11 protein-coding genes are annotated in these 16,053 nt (G+C 73.0%); 3 read left to right on the plus strand and 8 right to left on the minus strand.

What is annotated here, in order from left to right:
- Positions 1-57: 57 nt before the first annotated feature.
- The 5 genes from BS72_RS12785 to rsmI form a co-directional block, all read right to left on the minus strand.
- Complete coding sequence (locus BS72_RS12785) at positions 58-966, minus strand: 4-(cytidine 5'-diphospho)-2-C-methyl-D-erythritol kinase (protein ID WP_037910470.1); 909 nt, start codon at positions 964-966, stop codon at positions 58-60.
- 146 nt (positions 967-1,112) lie between these two features.
- The gene (gene rsmA / locus BS72_RS12790; RefSeq protein WP_037910471.1) at positions 1,113-1,973 is read right to left on the minus strand and encodes a 16S rRNA (adenine(1518)-N(6)/adenine(1519)-N(6))-dimethyltransferase RsmA; all 861 of its coding nucleotides are present in this window, start codon (positions 1,971-1,973) and stop codon (positions 1,113-1,115) included.
- Between the two features lie 163 nt (positions 1,974-2,136).
- Positions 2,137-2,964, minus strand: a complete 828-nt coding sequence (locus tag BS72_RS12795) for a TatD family hydrolase (RefSeq protein ID WP_051951905.1) — start codon at positions 2,962-2,964, stop codon at positions 2,137-2,139.
- A 501-nt stretch (positions 2,965-3,465) separates the two neighbouring features.
- Positions 3,466-4,050 carry a hypothetical protein gene (locus tag BS72_RS37190; RefSeq protein ID WP_198545882.1) on the minus strand — a complete coding sequence of 195 codons (585 nt, stop codon included), beginning with the start codon at positions 4,048-4,050 and terminating at the stop codon, positions 3,466-3,468.
- Between the two features lie 482 nt (positions 4,051-4,532).
- The gene (gene rsmI / locus BS72_RS12805; protein WP_037910472.1) at positions 4,533-5,393 is read right to left on the minus strand and encodes a 16S rRNA (cytidine(1402)-2'-O)-methyltransferase; all 861 of its coding nucleotides are present in this window, start codon (positions 5,391-5,393) and stop codon (positions 4,533-4,535) included.
- A 289-nt stretch (positions 5,394-5,682) separates the two neighbouring features.
- On the opposite strand from rsmI, the gene BS72_RS12810 reads away from it, so the two are divergent.
- On the plus strand, positions 5,683-7,407 hold the full coding sequence (locus BS72_RS12810; protein ID WP_037910473.1) for a dolichyl-phosphate-mannose--protein mannosyltransferase: 1,725 nt from the start codon (positions 5,683-5,685) through the stop codon (positions 7,405-7,407).
- A gap of 161 nt (positions 7,408-7,568) precedes the next feature.
- Positions 7,569-9,200: a penicillin-binding transpeptidase domain-containing protein gene (locus tag BS72_RS12815; RefSeq protein ID WP_157856215.1), complete on the plus strand. Its 1,632-nt coding sequence runs from the start codon at positions 7,569-7,571 to the stop codon at positions 9,198-9,200.
- 53 nt (positions 9,201-9,253) lie between these two features.
- Here the strand turns inward: BS72_RS12815 and BS72_RS12820 are convergent, their stop codons facing one another.
- The 3 genes from BS72_RS12820 to BS72_RS12830 all read right to left on the minus strand — a co-directional run bounded on the left by BS72_RS12820 (position 9,254) and on the right by BS72_RS12830 (position 13,358).
- A complete protein-coding gene (locus BS72_RS12820) occupies positions 9,254-10,045 on the minus strand; it encodes an SDR family NAD(P)-dependent oxidoreductase (protein WP_037910475.1) in 792 nt (263 codons plus the stop codon).
- A 4-nt stretch (positions 10,046-10,049) separates the two neighbouring features.
- Positions 10,050-11,390 carry a serine hydrolase domain-containing protein gene (locus tag BS72_RS12825; protein WP_078901315.1) on the minus strand — a complete coding sequence of 447 codons (1,341 nt, stop codon included), beginning with the start codon at positions 11,388-11,390 and terminating at the stop codon, positions 10,050-10,052.
- A gap of 165 nt (positions 11,391-11,555) precedes the next feature.
- Positions 11,556-13,358, minus strand: a complete 1,803-nt coding sequence (locus BS72_RS12830; protein WP_107498772.1) for a glycoside hydrolase family 6 protein — start codon at positions 13,356-13,358, stop codon at positions 11,556-11,558.
- Positions 13,359-14,297: 939 nt separating this feature from the next.
- Between BS72_RS12830 and BS72_RS12835 the strand changes: the two genes are divergently transcribed.
- On the plus strand, positions 14,298-15,986 hold the full coding sequence (locus BS72_RS12835; protein ID WP_037910477.1) for an FAD-binding dehydrogenase: 1,689 nt from the start codon (positions 14,298-14,300) through the stop codon (positions 15,984-15,986).
- Positions 15,987-16,053: the final 67 nt, after the last annotated feature.

The following is a 16,053-nucleotide window of genomic DNA, read 5'->3' on the forward strand; positions in this document are numbered from 1 at the left end:
CGTCGGGCGCGCCCGTACGCGGGTCCGCGCGGCGGGGTCGGGCGACGGGCTCGGGCGCTACGGCAGGACCGCGGCGCCCGCCGCGGGGGCGGTGGCCACGCGGGCGGACGGGCCGAGCGCGGAGGCGGTCTTGGCGGCGGCGTCCGCGTCGGCGACCAGGAAGGCGACGGTGGGGCCGGAGCCGGAGACGATCCCGGCCAGCGCCCCTGAGCCGAGGCCGGTCTCCAGGGTGTCGGCGAGCGCCGGGCGCAGGGCCAGGGCGGCGGGCTGGAGGTCGTTGGTGAGGGCCGCCGCCAGGGCGGGGGCGTCCCCGGCCGCCAGGGCCGCCAGGAGGGCGGGGTCGGCGGCCGGCGCGGGCACGTCGGCCACGCCGTCGCCGTGGCCGGCCTCCCGGCGCAGCCGGTCGCACTCGCGGTAGACCTCGGGCGTCGACAGGCCGCCGTCGGCGACCGCGAACACCCAGTGGAACGTGCCGGCCACCTCCAGCGGGGTCAGCAGCTCGCCCCGCCCCACGCCGAGCGCGGCCCCGCCCAGCAGCGGGAACGGCACGTCACTGCCGAGTTCCCCGGCGATCTCCAGCAGCTCCTTCAGCGGGGTGCCGGTGCCCCACAGGGCGTCGCAGGCGAGCAGGGCCGCGGCGCCGTCCGCACTGCCCCCGGCCATCCCGCCGGCCACCGGGATGTCCTTGGCGATGTGCAGGTGGACGGCCGGTGCGACGCCGTGGCGGCGGGCCAGCGCGATCGCGGCCCTGGCGGCGAGGTTGCTCTCGTCGAGCGGTACCGAGGCGGTGTCCCGGCCCTCCGCGGTGATCGTCAGACGGTCCGCTGGTGTGGCCGTCACATGGTCGTACAGTCCGACGGCCAGGAAGACGTTGGCGAGGTCGTGGAACCCGTCGGCGCGCCGCCCGCCCACGGCGAGCTGGACGTTGACCTTGGCGGGCACGCGTACGGTGACGGCGGTCACGATCGGTTTCTCCTCGGTTCCTACTACGGGTGGTCGTCGGATCGTCGGGTCAGTCGGGGTTCCGCGGGCCTGGGCGTCGTGACGCCCTGGATGCCCGGTCCGTCCTCAAGGGTGCCGGGCCGGTCCGGGCCGGCGGCGGGCGGGGGCGCTCACGCCGGCCGGTTCTCCGCCACCGCGGCGAACTGCTCGACGGTGAGCTCCTCCCCGCGTGCCTGGGGCGACACCCCGGCGGCCAGGAGCGCGGCCTCGGCAGCGGCCGGTGATCCGGCCCAGCCGGCGAGCGCTGCCCTGAGGGTCTTGCGGCGCTGCGCGAAGGCGGCGTCCACGGCGGCGAACACGTCCTCCCGGGAGGCGGTGGTCGTCGGCGGGTCCCGGCGCACCAGGGACACCAGGCCGGAGTCCACGTTGGGCGCCGGCCAGAAGACGTTCCGCCCGATCGAGCCGGCCCGCCGCACCTCGGCGTACCAGTTGGCCTTCACCGACGGCACGCCGTACACCTTGCTGCCCGGGCCGGCGGCGAGCCGGTCGGCGACCTCGGCCTGCACCATCACCAGCGTCCGCTCGATGGTGGGGAAGGTCGCGAGCATGTGCAGCAGCACCGGCACGGCCACGTTGTAGGGCAGGTTCGCCACCAGGGCGGTGGGGGGCGGTCCCGGCAGCTCCCGCACCGCCATGGCGTCGCTGTGCACCAGGGTGAAGCGGTCGGCCCGCTCAGGCAGCCTCGCAGCCACGGTGGCGGGCAGCGCGGCGGCGAGCACGTCGTCGATCTCGACGGCGGTGACCCGGTCGGCCACCTCCAGCAGCGCCAGCGTCAGCGAGCCCAGCCCGGGACCCACCTCGGCCACGGTGTCGTCGGGGCGCACTCCGGCGGTGCGCACGATCCGGCGCACCGTGTTGGCGTCGATGACGAAGTTCTGGCCGCGCTGCTTGGTCGGCCGCACCCCCAGCGCGGCGGCCAGCTCGCGGACGTCGGCCGGACCGAGCAGGGCACCAGGGTCTGTCGTACTCACACCGGCAAGGCTATCCGCAGGCGGCGACGGCTCCGCACACGCGCTGCGCCGGCGGAGCGGCACCGGACCTGCTGCCCCCGCACCCGCACGGCCCTCCCGCACCGGTTCCGGTGCGCGGGGCCGGAGCCCCCGCGCACCGCGCCGCAGTGCCCGGTAGCGGTGCTCAGTACCCGAAGGCCGCCGCTGTGTTCACCGCCACGGCCGCCGCCAGGGTGTCCTCGTCCTCACCCCGGGCGGCCGCCATGGCACGCAGGGTGAGAGGGATCAGGTAGGACGCGTTGGGCCGGCCCCGGTACGGCACGGGCGGCAAGAAGGGCGCGTCGGTCTCGACGAGGAGCCGCTCCCTGGGCGCCGCGGCGGCCGCGTCCCGCAGGTTCTGCGCGTTCTTGTAGCTGATGTTGCCGGCGAAGGACAGGTAGTAGCCGCGCTCGGCGCACAGCCGTGCCATCGCCGCGTCCCCGGAGAAGCAGTGGAAGACCACCGTCTCGGGGGCGCCCTCCTCGCTCAGGACGCGCAGTACGTCCTCGTGCGCCTCGCGGTCGTGGATGACCAGTGCCTTGCCGTGCCGCTTGGCGATGTCGATGTGCCGCCGGAACGAGTGCTCCTGCGCCGCCATGCCCTCCGGGCCGGTGCGGAAGTAGTCGAGGCCGGTCTCACCGACGCCCCGCACCTGCGGCAGCGCCGCCAGGGCGTCGATCTCGTCCAGGGCCGCCTCCAGGGCCGCGGCACCGCCTGCGGGGCGCTGACCCCCGGGGTCCTCCCGCGGGGCGCCGTGGACGAGCCTGGGCGCCTCGTTGGGGTGCAGCGCGACGGCCGCCCAGATGTCGTCGTAGGCGGCCGCGGTCGCCGCCGCCCAGCGTGAGCCGTCCAGGTCGCAGCCGACCTGGACGAGGGTGCGCACGCCCGCGGCGGCCGCGGCGGCCAGCGCCTCCTCCACGGTGCCGGACTGCATGTCCAGGTGGGTGTGGGAGTCGGCGACCGGGACCCGCAGCGGCTCGGGCGCGGGAGGCGCCTCCTGCGCGTCCCGCCGCCGTGCCCCCTGCCTTCCGGTGGCCTTCCCCGCCTCCTGGTGGGCGGACCCGGCCGCCGGACGAGGTGCCCGGCCACCCGCCGTCGCAGGCGAAGGCCCGCTGCGCCCGGTAGGCCCGCTCTGTTCGGTCGCCCCCGGCGACCCGGTCGGCTGGGTCGGCTGGGTCGGCGCTGAGGGCCTGTTCGGCCCGCTCGGCATGGAGGACATGCCCTTGATCCTAGGGACGCGCGGCGGAGTCGCCGCGACCTGACCTCCAGGGGAGACCGTCCGACCTCCCCTTCTGGCCCTCGGGCGCCCCCGGCCCCTCGGGCTCCTCACAGACAGGGCTCGCCCCGTACGCCTCGTACGCCTCGTACGCCTCGAACGCCTCGAACGCCTCGGCGGACAGCACGAACCGGCGCCCAGGGATGCCGGTCGTCTGCCTGGTGCGGCATCGGCCCTCCTAGGACGCCGTCTGCCGCCCTAGGAGAGCCGATGAGCCTCGGCCGCGGCTACCGGTGCGTTGCCGATACCAGTGCCCGTGCCCGTGCTGGTGCCCGTGGTGGTGCTGGTGCCGGGATGCCGTCGGCCGAACAGGTGCAGCAGCCGCCAGCACCGCGATGCCGCCGCCTCCCCGGGCTTCCGCCGCACGCCGGTGCCGCCCGCCTCCCCGGGATGCCCTGTCCGGTCGTCGGCGCCGTGGTGCTCCCTCCCGTGCCAGCGGTGCCCGCCCTGGTGGGCCGTACCCCGGCGGGAGACGGCGGCGACCGGTCCCGAGCGCGTGATGCGCACCAGGTGGCCCCCGCAGTTGCCGCAGCTGGGCCGGGTCAGCGGCGACGGCACCTCGACGCCGTCGGCGAGATAGGTCACGTAGGTGCGCCCCGAGGTGTCGGCGTGGTGCTGGATGACGTACGCCTGCTCCCAGCCGTGTCCGCATCGCACACAGGAGAAGGCGTACGCCTCGGTGGCGTCGGACTCGGTCGCGGGGGGCGGCCCCGGTCGCGGGGAGGTGGCACCCGGGTGCGGCATGCGTCCCGCGGCGGGTCCGCTTCCTATGGTTTCGCTCATGGCAGCTCCCACTCGCCCGCCGGACGCCCTGCCCAGTCGGGACTTCCGCCTCCAGCGAACGCCTCGCGGACGGTGCCCGAAGGGCTCGGGGGCCAGACTTGGCGGAGTTTTGGGCTCTGTGTGGAAGTCGGCCGCGATCACTTTGCCGAGCTGCGGGTTTGTCCGCCGGACGCCCCTGGACGGCGCCCCCGCGCGCGCCTGGCGCCCGTCCCCGGGGAGGTCGCGCCGCCCGTGAGCGGTCACGCCGTGCGGCGGAGTGCCGCCGCATCCCTCCAGAGCCGCCGGGACGCGGCGCCCGCGGACACGCTGAGCGCCGCCTGCCCGCCGCCTGCCCGCCGCCTGCCCGCCTCGGGGCCGGACGCGGGGCCGGACGCGCGGAGATCCCGTCTCGCAACAGCCGTTCCCACCGTTCCGACAGCCGTTGGCGCGCCGGAGGCCGTACAGCTCCCTCCGGAGGGAGCTACGGCTCTCTTTCGGCCCTCTCAGGCCGTCTGGTGCTTGGCGGCCACCACCGCGTCGAAGACCTCCCGCTTGGGCAGCCCCGCCTCGGCCGCCACAGCGGCGATGGCCTCCTTGCGCCGTTCTCCGGCGGCCTCGCGGACGGCGACCCGCTCGACCAGCTCCGCCGGCCCGAGGTCCTGCGGCCCGGGCGCGGGCGCGCCGGCCACGACCACCGTGATCTCGCCGCGCACCCCGTCGGCGGCCCAGCGCGCCAGCTCCTCCAGGGGGCCCCGCCGGACCTCCTCGTAGGTCTTGGTCAGCTCCCGGCACACCGCGGCCGGGCGCTCCGCGCCGAACGCCTCGGCCATGGCCTCCAGCGTGGCGGCGATGCGGTGCGGCGCCTCGAAGTACACCAGCGTCCGCCGCTCGGCGGCGGCCTCCCGCAGTCTGGCCAGCCGCTCGCCGGGCTTGCGGGGCAGGAAGCCCTCGAAGCAGAAGCGGTCCACCGGCAGACCGGAGACCGCCAGCGCGGTCAGTACCGCCGACGGGCCCGGTACGGCCGTCACCCGGATGCCGCGTTCCACGGCTGCGGCCACCAGACGGTAGCCGGGGTCGGACACCGAGGGCATGCCCGCGTCGGTCACCAGCAGCACCCGGGCGCCGCCCGCCAGCGCGTCGGCCAGCTCGCCGGTGCGGGCGGCCTCGTTGCCCTCGAAGTACGACACGACACGCCCTGTGGGCTCCACACCGAGGGTCTGGGTCAGCCGGCGCAGCCGCCGGGTGTCCTCGGCGGCCACCACGTCGGCGGCGGCCAGTTCCTCGGCGAGTCGGGGGGGAGCGTCCCCGGGGTCGCCGATGGGGGTTCCGGCCAGGACGAGGACGCCTTCGGATGCGCTGGTCACGCGTCGAGTCTAGGGGCGCGCCCCCGCGTGCCGGGCGGGACGGCCCGCCGCCTCCGTGCCCAGGTCGCCCGGCCTCCCTCGTCCCCAGGCGAACTCCCGCACTCCGCCGCCGCACCCGGGGCGCGCCCAAGCCACACCCCGGCCGTGCCCAAGCCGCGTCCGAGCGGCGCCCCGTCCGCGCCCCGGCCGTACCCCGTCCCGGCCTCCGCTACCGGACCCATACGGGACAAAGCCCGCCGGGCTGAGCCGACCTCATCGCAATCTCAGACGCTTTCCCTACGATGGCCCGGTGACGAGTGAGACGGTGGCCGAGGACCGGGCCGATACGGGCGGGCATGCGCAGGGCGGGCCGAGCGCATGGGCCCGGCGGCTGCGCCGCTTCGGGTACGCCGAGCCGGCCCGGACCGACACCCGCGAGCGTCTGGTCCCACCGTTTCCCGAGCCGGGGACGCGCGTGTGGGAGATGCTCGGGCTGGGCCCGGCGCTGTCCCTCCGCCTCGCCCGCTGGTCGGGGTGGCTCGGCCCGCTGCTGGTCTCCGTCTTCGCCGGGGTGATCCGGTTCTGGCGCCTCGGCAGCCCGCACGACGTCGTCTTCGACGAGACGTACTACGCCAAAGACGCGTGGGCGATGCTCCAGTACGGCTATGAGGGCACCTGGCCGGACGGGAAGGTCTCCAACCCGGAGATCCTCGCCAAGCACCAGGTGATCCCGCTGTCGGACGTCGGCAGCTACGTGGTCCACCCGCCGATCGGCAAGTGGATCATCGCCCTCGGCGAGTGGATGTTCGGCCTGAACCCGTTCGGCTGGCGCTTCATGATGGCCGTGCTCGGCACCCTGTCGGTGCTGATGCTGTGCCGCATCGGGCGGCGGCTGTTCCGCTCAACGGCGCTCGGCTGCATCGCCGGGCTGCTGATGTCGGTGGACGGCCTGCAGTACGTGATGAGCCGCATCGCCCTGCTCGACCTGGTGATCATGTTCTTCGCGCTGGCCGCCTTCGGCTGCCTGCTGGTGGACCGCGACTGGGCCAGGGCCAGGCTGGCGGCGGCGCTCCCGGTGGACGCGGACGGCTTCGCCCGGCCGGACGACGCCGCCGGCTCCCGCACCGGCATGGGGTGGCGCCCGTGGCGGATCGCGGCCGCGGTGATGCTGGGCCTGGCCGCCTCCAGCAAGTGGAACGGCCTCTACTTCCTGGCGTTCTTCACCATCCTGACCGTCCTGTGGGACGTCGGCTCCCGCCGGGTCGCCGGAGCCCGCCGGCCCCGCCTGGCGGTGCTGCGCAAGGACCTGGGCTGGTCGCTGCTGACGATGCTGCCGACCGCCCTGGCGACCTATCTGCTCACCTGGACGGGCTGGTTCGCCACGTCCAACGGCTACGGCCGGCACTGGGCCGACGGCCGCGGCGGTACCTGGTCGTGGATTCCCGCCCCACTGCGCAGCCTGTGGCACTACGAGTACCAGGTGTACCAGTTCAACGTGAACCTGCACGCCTCCCACCCGTACCAGTCCAACCCCTGGAGCTGGCTGGTGCTGGGGCGGCCGGTCTCGTACTACTTCGAGTCCCCGAAGTACGGCCAGGACGGCTGCAAGACCGCCTCCGGCTGCTCCCGGGAGATCCTCGCGCTGGGCACCCCGCTGCTGTGGTGGGCGGCCTGCTTCGCCCTGCTGTACCTGCTCTACCGGTGGATCGCCCGCCGCGACTGGCGGGCCGGCGCCATCCTGTGCGCGGCCGGCGCGGGCTACCTCCCCTGGTTCCACTACCAGGACCGGACGATCTTCTACTTCTACGCCGTCGCGTTCGTTCCCTACCTGTGCCTGGCCGTCACCATGATGATCGGAGCATTCCTGGGACCAAGAGAGGCGACGGAGAGCCGCAGAATGTGGGGCGCGGTGGGCGCCGGAACCCTGGTGCTGCTGATCGTCTGGAACTTCATCTACTTCTTCCCGATCTATACCGGGATGACGATCCCCTACCACTCCTGGCAGGCGAGGATGTGGCTCGACTCATGGATCTGAGCAGGTCGACGACGTGAGGAGGGACCCGCGCAGGCGCCGTCCCCTCGTCTGGTACCGATCTCGTACGAGTCCGTGGCCGGTTCGATACCTCTGCGGCGCCTCCGCCACCTAGAGTGCCCGGAAGCGGTTCATTTGAACACGTTCAACGGTGGGGGGCTTCCGTGGCGCTGTCGCGCGGTATGAAGAACGGGATCATCGGTGGGGTCTTCACCGCCATGGTCGCTGTCGCCGGATACGGCGCTTACAACATCTGGTCGGCGCTGGAGAAGCCCGGCTCCCCCGGGACGAACTCGCCGCAGGCGTTCAACTCCCCGGTCAGCTCGAAGCCGCCGACCGCCGAGGAGGTCAAGTCCGCGGCCACGGCGTTCCTGACCGCCTGGCAGCACGGGGACTCCGCCAAGGCGGCCGGCCTGACGGACTCGCCCACGCTGGCCGGAGACGGCCTCAAGGAGTACCACGACGCCGGGGTGACGCCCAGCAGGGTCACCGTCGCCGACATTTCCGCCGCGAAGGTGTCGTTCACCGTGGACGCCCGCGTCGCCTACCAGGGCCTCAGCAAGCCCTGGCACTACACCTCCGCCCTGACCGCCGTCCGCGGCGCCGGCAACAAGGTCGTCGTCCGTTGGGAGCCGTCGGTCCTGGAACCGGCGCTGGGCGACAACGGCCATCTGGTCACCGGGCAGGCCACGGCGCCCGACCTGGAGGTCGACGACGTCCACGGCAAGCCGATGGACCTGTCGGCCTACCCCTCGCTCGCCGACATCGCGAACCAGCTCCGCACCCGCTACGCCGGCAAGGTGAAGGGCACCCCGAGCATCGAGACCTACGCGGAGCAGGAGGACGGCTCGGACTCGGCGCCGCTGGTCGTGCTGCGCAAGGGCACCTCGGCGACGCTGCGCACCACCCTCGACCCGGCGGCGCAGCAGGCGGCCGAGAAGGCGGTGGCCGCCCGGCCGAACTCCGGGGTGACGGCTCTGGACACCGACACCGGGGGCATCATGGCCGTCGCCTTCAACCCCCCGGACCAGGAGAACCTGGCCCTCCAGTCGCTCCAGGCCCCCGGCTCCACGTTCAAGATCGTCACGGCGACGGCGCTGCTCGACGCGGGTGACACGCCGCAGACCCACTCCCAGTGCGTCGACGGCTACGCCCCCAAGAACGGCCGCGCCTACCACAACGTCACCCGGGACAACCTGCAAGCCGACCTCAGCTGGGACTTCTCCAACTCCTGCAACACCGGCTTCATCCGGCTCTACCAGCAGATCGGCCCTGAGACCCTCCAGAAGACCGGGCGCACCTACTACGGGCTCGGCACCACCTGGTACACAGGGGTGACCACCAGCGACGGCAGCATCCCGGTGGGCGAGGGCGACGAGCTGACCTCCGACATGATCGGCCAGGGCCAGGTCCTGATGACGACCCTCAACATGGCGTCGGTCTCCGCGACCGTCGAGAACGGCCGGTTCCACCAGCCGACCATCGTCCAGGACACCGGGCTGATCGACAAGCGCACCGACGTGGCCACCACACCGCTGCCCAGCGGCGTGCGGCAGGGCCTGATGTCGATGATGCACCTCACCGTCACCCAGGGCACCGCCTACGGCGCCATGCACACCTTCGGGGGCACTGTCGGCGCGAAGACCGGCTCCGCGGAGAACGGCACGGGCGCGGCCAACGGCTGGTTCACGGCCTACCACGACCATGTCGCCGCGGCGGCGATGGTCCTCAACGGCGGGGAAGGCGGGGACACCGCGGGGCCGATCGTGGCGTCGGTGCTGGCCGCGGCGTCCTGAAACGCGCACGGGAGCCGGAGGCCGAGAGCGGCGGGGACACCGGCCCGGGAGCCTCACTCCACCTGCTGGAGTGCCTCCATGAAGCCGAGGTTGACGCCCAGGATGCCGCCTTCCACCGGCAGCGTGATCCCGGTGATCCAGGCGGCGTCCTGGGAGGCCAGGAAGGCCACCGCGGCGGCGATGTCCGACGGCTCCCCCACCCGTCCCAGCGGGTAGCTTCGCGCGGCGGCCTCCAGCACCCGCTCCCGCCCCTGCCAGGCAGGGGTGCGGATCGTGCCGGGAGCCACCATGTTGACGCGTACTCCGCTGGACGCCGACTCGACCGCCAGGGAGCGGGTGAGGGAGATCAGGCCGGCCTTGGCGGCGCTGTATGAGTGGTTGCCAAAGTACGACAATCCGTTCACCGAGCCGATGTTGACCACCGCTCCACGGCGCCCGGGTGCGGCCGAGAGGTGGGGCAGTGCGGCCCGTGAGCAGCGCATGGTGCCGATCAGGCAGATGTCGAGGTCACGCTGCCAGTCCTCGTCCCGCTCGTCGGTGAACCCGTCCCGGCGCTCACTGCACGAGTAGGCGTTGTTGACCAGCACGTCCAGGGTGCCGAACGCGGCGACGGCCACCTCGACCGCTTCGCCGACAGCCGCGCTGTCGGCGACGTCGCACCCGACGCCCACCGCGCGGCCGCCGTCCGCCTCGATCGCCGAGGCGGTGCGCCGCGCCGCCTCCTCGTCCAGGTCCGCGACGAGGACCCCGGCTCCCTCGGCTGCGAACCGGCGCGCGGTCGCCTCCCCGATGCCGCGGGCGGCGCCCGTGACCATGACACCGTAGGTGTCGAAGCGAGCTGTCATCCCGTCAGGCTAGGCACTGCCTGACCGCTCTGACCAGAGCCTGGGCGCGGGGATCCGCCGTCACGCCGCGCTGCATGCCGTTGGTCACGTAGCCGAAGCCGATACCGCTGTCGGGGTCGGCGAAGCCCAGGGAGCCCCCGCGTCCGGGGTGGCCGAACGCGCCCGGCCCCAGCAGCGGCGAGGCCGGCCCGTGCAGCATGTAGCCGAGGCCGAAGCGGGTGCCCACCACCAGGACCTGGTCCGGGCCCTCGGACTCCACGGTCCGCGCGGCCGCGAGGGTGGCCGGCGCGTACAACCGGGTCCCGCCGTCGACGCCGCCCACCAGTGACGCGTAGAAGCGGGCCAGCGCCCTGGCCGTCGCGACCGTGCCCGACCCGGCCAGCTCCCCGGCGCGGTAGGCCGGGTCGTTCTCGTCGGGCGGCGGCGTGATCGCGCCGAACGCGCGGCGGGTCAGCGAGCCGGGGTCGGCGTACGCCTCGTGGACGTCGCGCCGGGGCCGGGTGCGCAGCGCTCCGGACACGGCGGGCGCCGGAGCGGGCACGTCCCCGATCCGGCCGACGCGGTGCTCCTGTCCGGCCGGCAGGCCCAGCCACAGTTCCTCGTCCAGGTCCAGCGGGCGGGCGATCTCCTCGGCGACGTACCGGCCGACGCTGCGTCCGGAGGCCCGCCGCACCAGCTCCCCGACCAGCCAGCTGAACGTCTGCGCGTGGTAGCCGTGCGCGCGGCCCGGCGGGAACAGCGGCGCCTGTCCGGCCACCGCCCGGGGCCCGGACACCCCGTCCAGGGCCTGCGCGGGGGTGAGCGGCACATCCAGCGCCGGGACGCCCGCCCGATGCGCCAGGACGTCGCGGACGCTCACCCGCTCCTTCCCGGCGGCCTTGAACTCGGGCCAGTAGGCACCCACCGGCGCGTCGAGGTCGAGCTGGCCGCGCTGGTGGAGCAGCAGCAGGCAGGCCGCGGCCACGCCCTTGCCGGCCGACCGCACGGTCTGCGCCGTCTCCTGCCGCCATTCCGCACCGCCGTCATGGTCGGCGCGGCCCGCCCACAGGTCGACGACCTTGTGTCCCTGGTGGTAGACGGCTACGGCGGCGCCGACATCGCCGCGGCGCGCGAAGTTCCCCGCGAAGGCCGCACGGACCGGCTCCCAGCCCAGGGCGGCGTCCCCGTGGATGATCCGGGTACCCGGGACGCCGCCCGTCTCCACGCCGTCCGTCTCGACGCCGTCCGGGGCGGGGGCCTCTCCCTGGCCCGTGCCGAGCCCGCTCCCGGCCCCGGTCCCGGTCCCGGTCCCGCTTCCAGGGGAGCTGACCGGCCTCTCGTCCGCCTCGCCGCCCGCGCCGTCCATCCTCGTGCCTCCCGACCGCCCCCTGCCGTCCGTACCACCCGATCGTACGAACCGTCCCCGGGGAAACGCGGCGCGGGCCCGCCACGGGGACCGCGTCCTGGTCGTGGTGACCCAGGCGCGGCCCCGTCGCGGGCCCGGTGGGGGACGCTGCCTAGTTGCCGGACGTTACGACAGCGGCGGGTACGCGTTCTGCACCAGCTGGTGGAACTGGGCCGAGAACCAGTGGCCCGCGAGCGGCGAGTTCGCCAGGGCACCGGTGGGGTTGTTGCCGTTGCGTGCGTTGCCGCCGTAGGTCGGGTCGCACATCTGGTCGAAGCCCTTGCCCTCGTCGTTGGAGATCGCCTGGCTGGAGCCGTCCGACTCACCCGGGGGCTTGATCCAGACGTAGGCGTCCAGTCCGGCCGCGGGGGCAGCCGTGGGACGGGCACCGATACCGGCACCGGACTGGTTGCACCAGTTGCCGGCGTGGACGCGGCGGTCGATACGGCCGCCGTCGACGTAGGTGTCCACGCTGGTGGTGGCACCCGCGCTGGTCGGACGGCCACTGCCGCCCCAGCCGTTGCGGCCGGTGTCGATCAGCATGCCGATGCCGCTGTCGAAGCCGACGCTGACCAGCTCACTGCGCAGCGCGGTGGCGTACGACTGCTCGTCGACGTAGTTGTTCCAGTCGACCCACTTCGACGACCGCACCGACGTGCCGTTCACGTTGTCCGTCACCTTGAAGTTCGGCTCCACGGTGGCGCTGTAGTTCGCCGTGTTGGTGATGAAGCCCTGGACGTCGTGGACGGTCGCGCCGCTGGAGGTGGCGGCCTTCAGGAACTCCTGGGCGGCGGGGGCGAAGTTGCTGTCCCAGCCCAGCCAGGCGTGGTGGCCGGCGTCGATGTAGTTGTAGGTGTTCGACAGCGCGCCCAGCTTGGCCAGCGCGTAGCCGACGCCCTTCTCGTAGTTGCCGTTGGCCTTCATCGTCGCGCAGGCGTCGGTCGCGCCCGCCTGGCCGCTGGCGTTGGTGACGATGTTCGGCAGGGAGTCGGGCTCGACGATGTTGACGATCCGCAGCTTCGAGTACGCCGGGTCCGACATGATCGACGCGATCGGGTCGATGTAGCTGTGCTCGTAGGTGTCGATGTCCGTCGCGCTGAGCTCACCGTTGGAGGCGAGCGCGGCGCAGTCCCGGCCGGGCAGGTCGTAGATGACGAACTCGACGGTCAGCGGCTGGCCGTTGGCCTGCGCGACGGCCTCGTCGAGGTGGGCCTTGAGCCCCATCTTGCCGTCCGCACCCTGGATGGTGGCGATCCGGTCCAGCCACACGGCGGTCGACTGGTTGGCGATCGACGAACCGCCGTCACCGGACGCCTCGGCGGACCACTCGGGGTTGACGTAGCCCTTGGCGCCCACGTACGGGTTGTCGACCCGGGCTCCGCTGCTCGGCGGGGTGGTGGGGGGTGTCGTCGGCGGGGTGGTGGGCGGCGTGGTGGGAGGAGTCGTCGGCGGGGTGGTGGGGGGTGTCGTACCGCCGGTGCTGCCGCCGCTTCCGGTGCCGGTGCCGCCGCAGGCCACGCCGTTGAGCGTGAACGAGGTCGGTACCGCGTTGGAACCGCTGTAGCTTCCGTTGAAGCCGAAGTTCACGGTGCCGCCGCTGGCAACCGCGCCGTTGTAGGACAGGCTGGCCGCGGTGACCGAGGCGCCGGACTGGGTGATGGTGGCGTTCCAGCCCTGCGTCACCTTCTGGTTGCCGGCGAAGGACCAGCCGAGCGTCCAGTTCGAGATGGCGGAGCCGGTGTTGGTGATCGTCACCGAGGCGCCGAAGCCCACGTCCCACTGGGACGTGACCGAGTAGTTGACCGAGCAGCCGGACGTCGCCGCCTCGGCACTCGTGGTGCTCAGCGCAGCCGCCACCGCGCCGGACGCGACGACAAGCGCGCCTGCGGCCAGTGCAGCGGTTCTGCGTCGGACAATCGGGACTGCCATGTGCGGACTACCTCCATAGGGGGGATGGACCTCTCGAACGTCGTTCGAGAGGTCAAGGGAGGTGGTGCGGTGATTCATGGAGCAGTTACACGCTCTTAACGTGGGAGCGCTCCCATAGTGCGGAGGCGACCTGCCCCTGTCAATGCTTGAAGCGCGACAAGGGCTGAACGTGCAGGCGGGGGCACTGAACACAGTCGTGGCAGCCGCCACTTGAAGCGCGGCGAACCACGCCAGCGAGGGGGCGCTCTCCCCCGCGCCGTCAAAAAATGTAGGGGCGGCGCACCAGACCGGCGGGGAGGTCCGCAACCCTATGGGGGGACGTGAGCAGCGTGCACCCGCCGCAGGACGCCACAGGGTCGCGAGCGCGGCGAGGCGCGATCATCTGATCGGACAGTCGGGTGAATTGGTCACTCGCGAGGGTGGGTTTCCAACGGCAGTACCGGCGGGCACCGATCACCTGGGCCGCAGAGTCATCACCCGGGCGGCAGCCACTCGACCAGGCGACGGCACGATGACGTCTTCTCGGAAAATCACATGGCCAGACAGAAGTGCGGACCTTGGGGAACGAGGCGCGGGGGCGGGCCGCCGACATACAGTCACAACAGCGTTTTCGCGCACGTCACCCGCGCGGGTGACCTAACGGCACATCACTTAGCCCTTAGGTCGCCGGATCAGTCGTATCGCCAGGTCATCCGACCAACCCACCACCCGATGCGGTGATCTACGCGCTGTCGCGTTGACGCGGAACGCGCGAGCCATGACGACCTGGCCGCCGCGCAACACAGCAGTCGCTTCGGAAGGCCCTCTTCACCCTGCCGCCAATGCCCGCTCACGACCGCCAAAGGTTGTCCTGCCGCACCCGCTGACCTGCCGACCATCCTCGCGTAACGTGCTGCCCACGGATTTACCGGCGAGTAGCAGCGATCGAGGGGCGGGTCGATGGCACTGGACGCTGACGTCGTGGTGGTGGGCGCTGGGCTCGCCGGGCTCGTGGCCACCGCGGAACTGGCCGATGCGGGCCGCAAGGTGATCCTGCTCGACCAGGAGCCCGAGACGTCCCTGGGCGGTCAGGCGTTCTGGTCGTTCGGCGGGCTCTTCCTCGTCGACTCGCCGGAGCAGCGGCGGATGCGGATACGCGACAGCGTCGACCTGGCGTGGCAGGACTGGCTGGGCACCGCGGGATTCGACCGCCCGGAGGACCACTGGCCGCGTCGCTGGGCGGAGGCGTACGTCCACTTCGCAGCGGGCGAGAAACGCGCCTGGCTCCAACAGCGCGGGCTGCGGGTCTTCCCCGTGGTGGGCTGGGCGGAACGGGGCGGTTTTCTCGCGACGGGCCCGGGCAACTCCGTCCCACGCTTCCACATCACGTGGGGTACCGGACCAGGGGTCGTGGCGCCGTTCGAGCGCCGGGTGAGGGAGGCGGTCGCCCGGGGACGCGTCGAGCTGCGCTTCCGACACCGCGTGACGTCGCTGACGAAGACCGCGGGAAGCGTCGACGGCGTCGCGGGCGAGATCCTGGTGCCGAGCTCCACCGACCGCGGCACCGCGAGCTCCCGGGAGACCGCCGGCTCGTTCGAGTTGCGCGCCCAGGCCGTGGTCGTCACCTCGGGGGGCATCGGCGGCAACCACGACCTCGTGCGCGCGGCCTGGCCGGCCCGCCTGGGAACACCGCCCAAGAAGCTTCTGTCAGGGGTGCCGGCCCACGTCGACGGCCTGATGCTGGGCGTCAGCGAGAACGCCGGCGGCCGACTGATCAACGGTGACCGCATGTGGCACTACACCGAAGGCATCGAGAACTGGAACCCCATCTGGGCCCGCCACGGCATCCGCATCCTGCCCGGACCGTCATCCCTCTGGCTCGACGCGACAGGCAAGCGCCTCCCCGTGCCCTGCTTCCCCGGATTCGACACCCTGGGGACCCTTGATTACATCATGCGAACGGGTCACGAATACACGTGGTTCGTCCTCACCCAGAAGATCATCGAGAAGGAGTTCGCCCTCTCCGGTTCCGAGCAGAACCCGGACCTGACGGGGAAGAGCGTGCGCGAGGTGCTCAAGCGCGCCCGGCCGGGCGCGCCCGGACCGGTCGAGGCGTTCAAGCGCCACGGCGCGGACTTCGTGGTCGAACCGGACCTGGGCTCCCTGGTACGCGGAATGAACGCCCTCACCGGCGACGACCTGCTGGACGAGGCGGACCTGCGGCGTGAGATCGAGGCGCGCGACCGCGAGATGGCCAACCCGTACACCAAGGACCTCCAGGTCACCGCGCTCCGGGGGGCGCGCAGATATGTCGGCGACCGTCTCATACGGACGGCCGCACCGCACCGCATCCTCGACCCGAAGGCCGGCCCGCTGATCGCCGTCCGGCTCAACATCCTCACCCGCAAGTCGCTGGGCGGCCTGGAGACGGACCTGGACGGCCGCGTACTGGCCGGGGATACGCCACGGGCGGATGAGGGCGGTCAGGGCCGCGGAGAGCCGCTCCCGGGCCTCTACGCCGCCGGTGAGGCGGCGGGCTTCGGTGGCGGCGGCATGCACGGCTACCGGTCGCTGGAGGGCACCTTCCTGGGCGGCTGCCTGTTCTCCGGGCGGGTGGCCGGCCGGGCAGCCGCCAGCGCCACCACGTGAGGTAGCAGTCCGGCTCCTCCCGGGCAGGCCGTCCCGGGAGGACACGGACTCGTCCCGCTCGAAAAGT

Origin of the sequence: Actinacidiphila yeochonensis CN732, assembly GCF_000745345.1 — a bacterium.
GTDB classification, from domain to species: Bacteria; Actinomycetota; Actinomycetes; order Streptomycetales; family Streptomycetaceae; genus Actinacidiphila; species Actinacidiphila yeochonensis.

Excerpts from the sequence above, each read along its gene's own strand:
- BS72_RS37190 (WP_198545882.1), bottom strand. The coding sequence starts at position 4,050 with ATGAGCGAAACCATAGGAAGCGGACCCGCCGCGGGACGCATGCCGCAC.
- BS72_RS12820 (WP_037910475.1), bottom strand. The coding sequence starts at position 10,045 with ATGACAGCTCGCTTCGACACCTACGGTGTCATGGTCACGGGCGCCGCC.
- BS72_RS12825 (WP_078901315.1), bottom strand. The coding sequence starts at position 11,390 with ATGGACGGCGCGGGCGGCGAGGCGGACGAGAGGCCGGTCAGCTCCCCT.
- BS72_RS12830 (WP_107498772.1), bottom strand. The coding sequence starts at position 13,358 with ATGGCAGTCCCGATTGTCCGACGCAGAACCGCTGCACTGGCCGCAGGC.
- BS72_RS12835 (WP_037910477.1), top strand. The coding sequence starts at position 14,298 with ATGGCACTGGACGCTGACGTCGTGGTGGTGGGCGCTGGGCTCGCCGGG.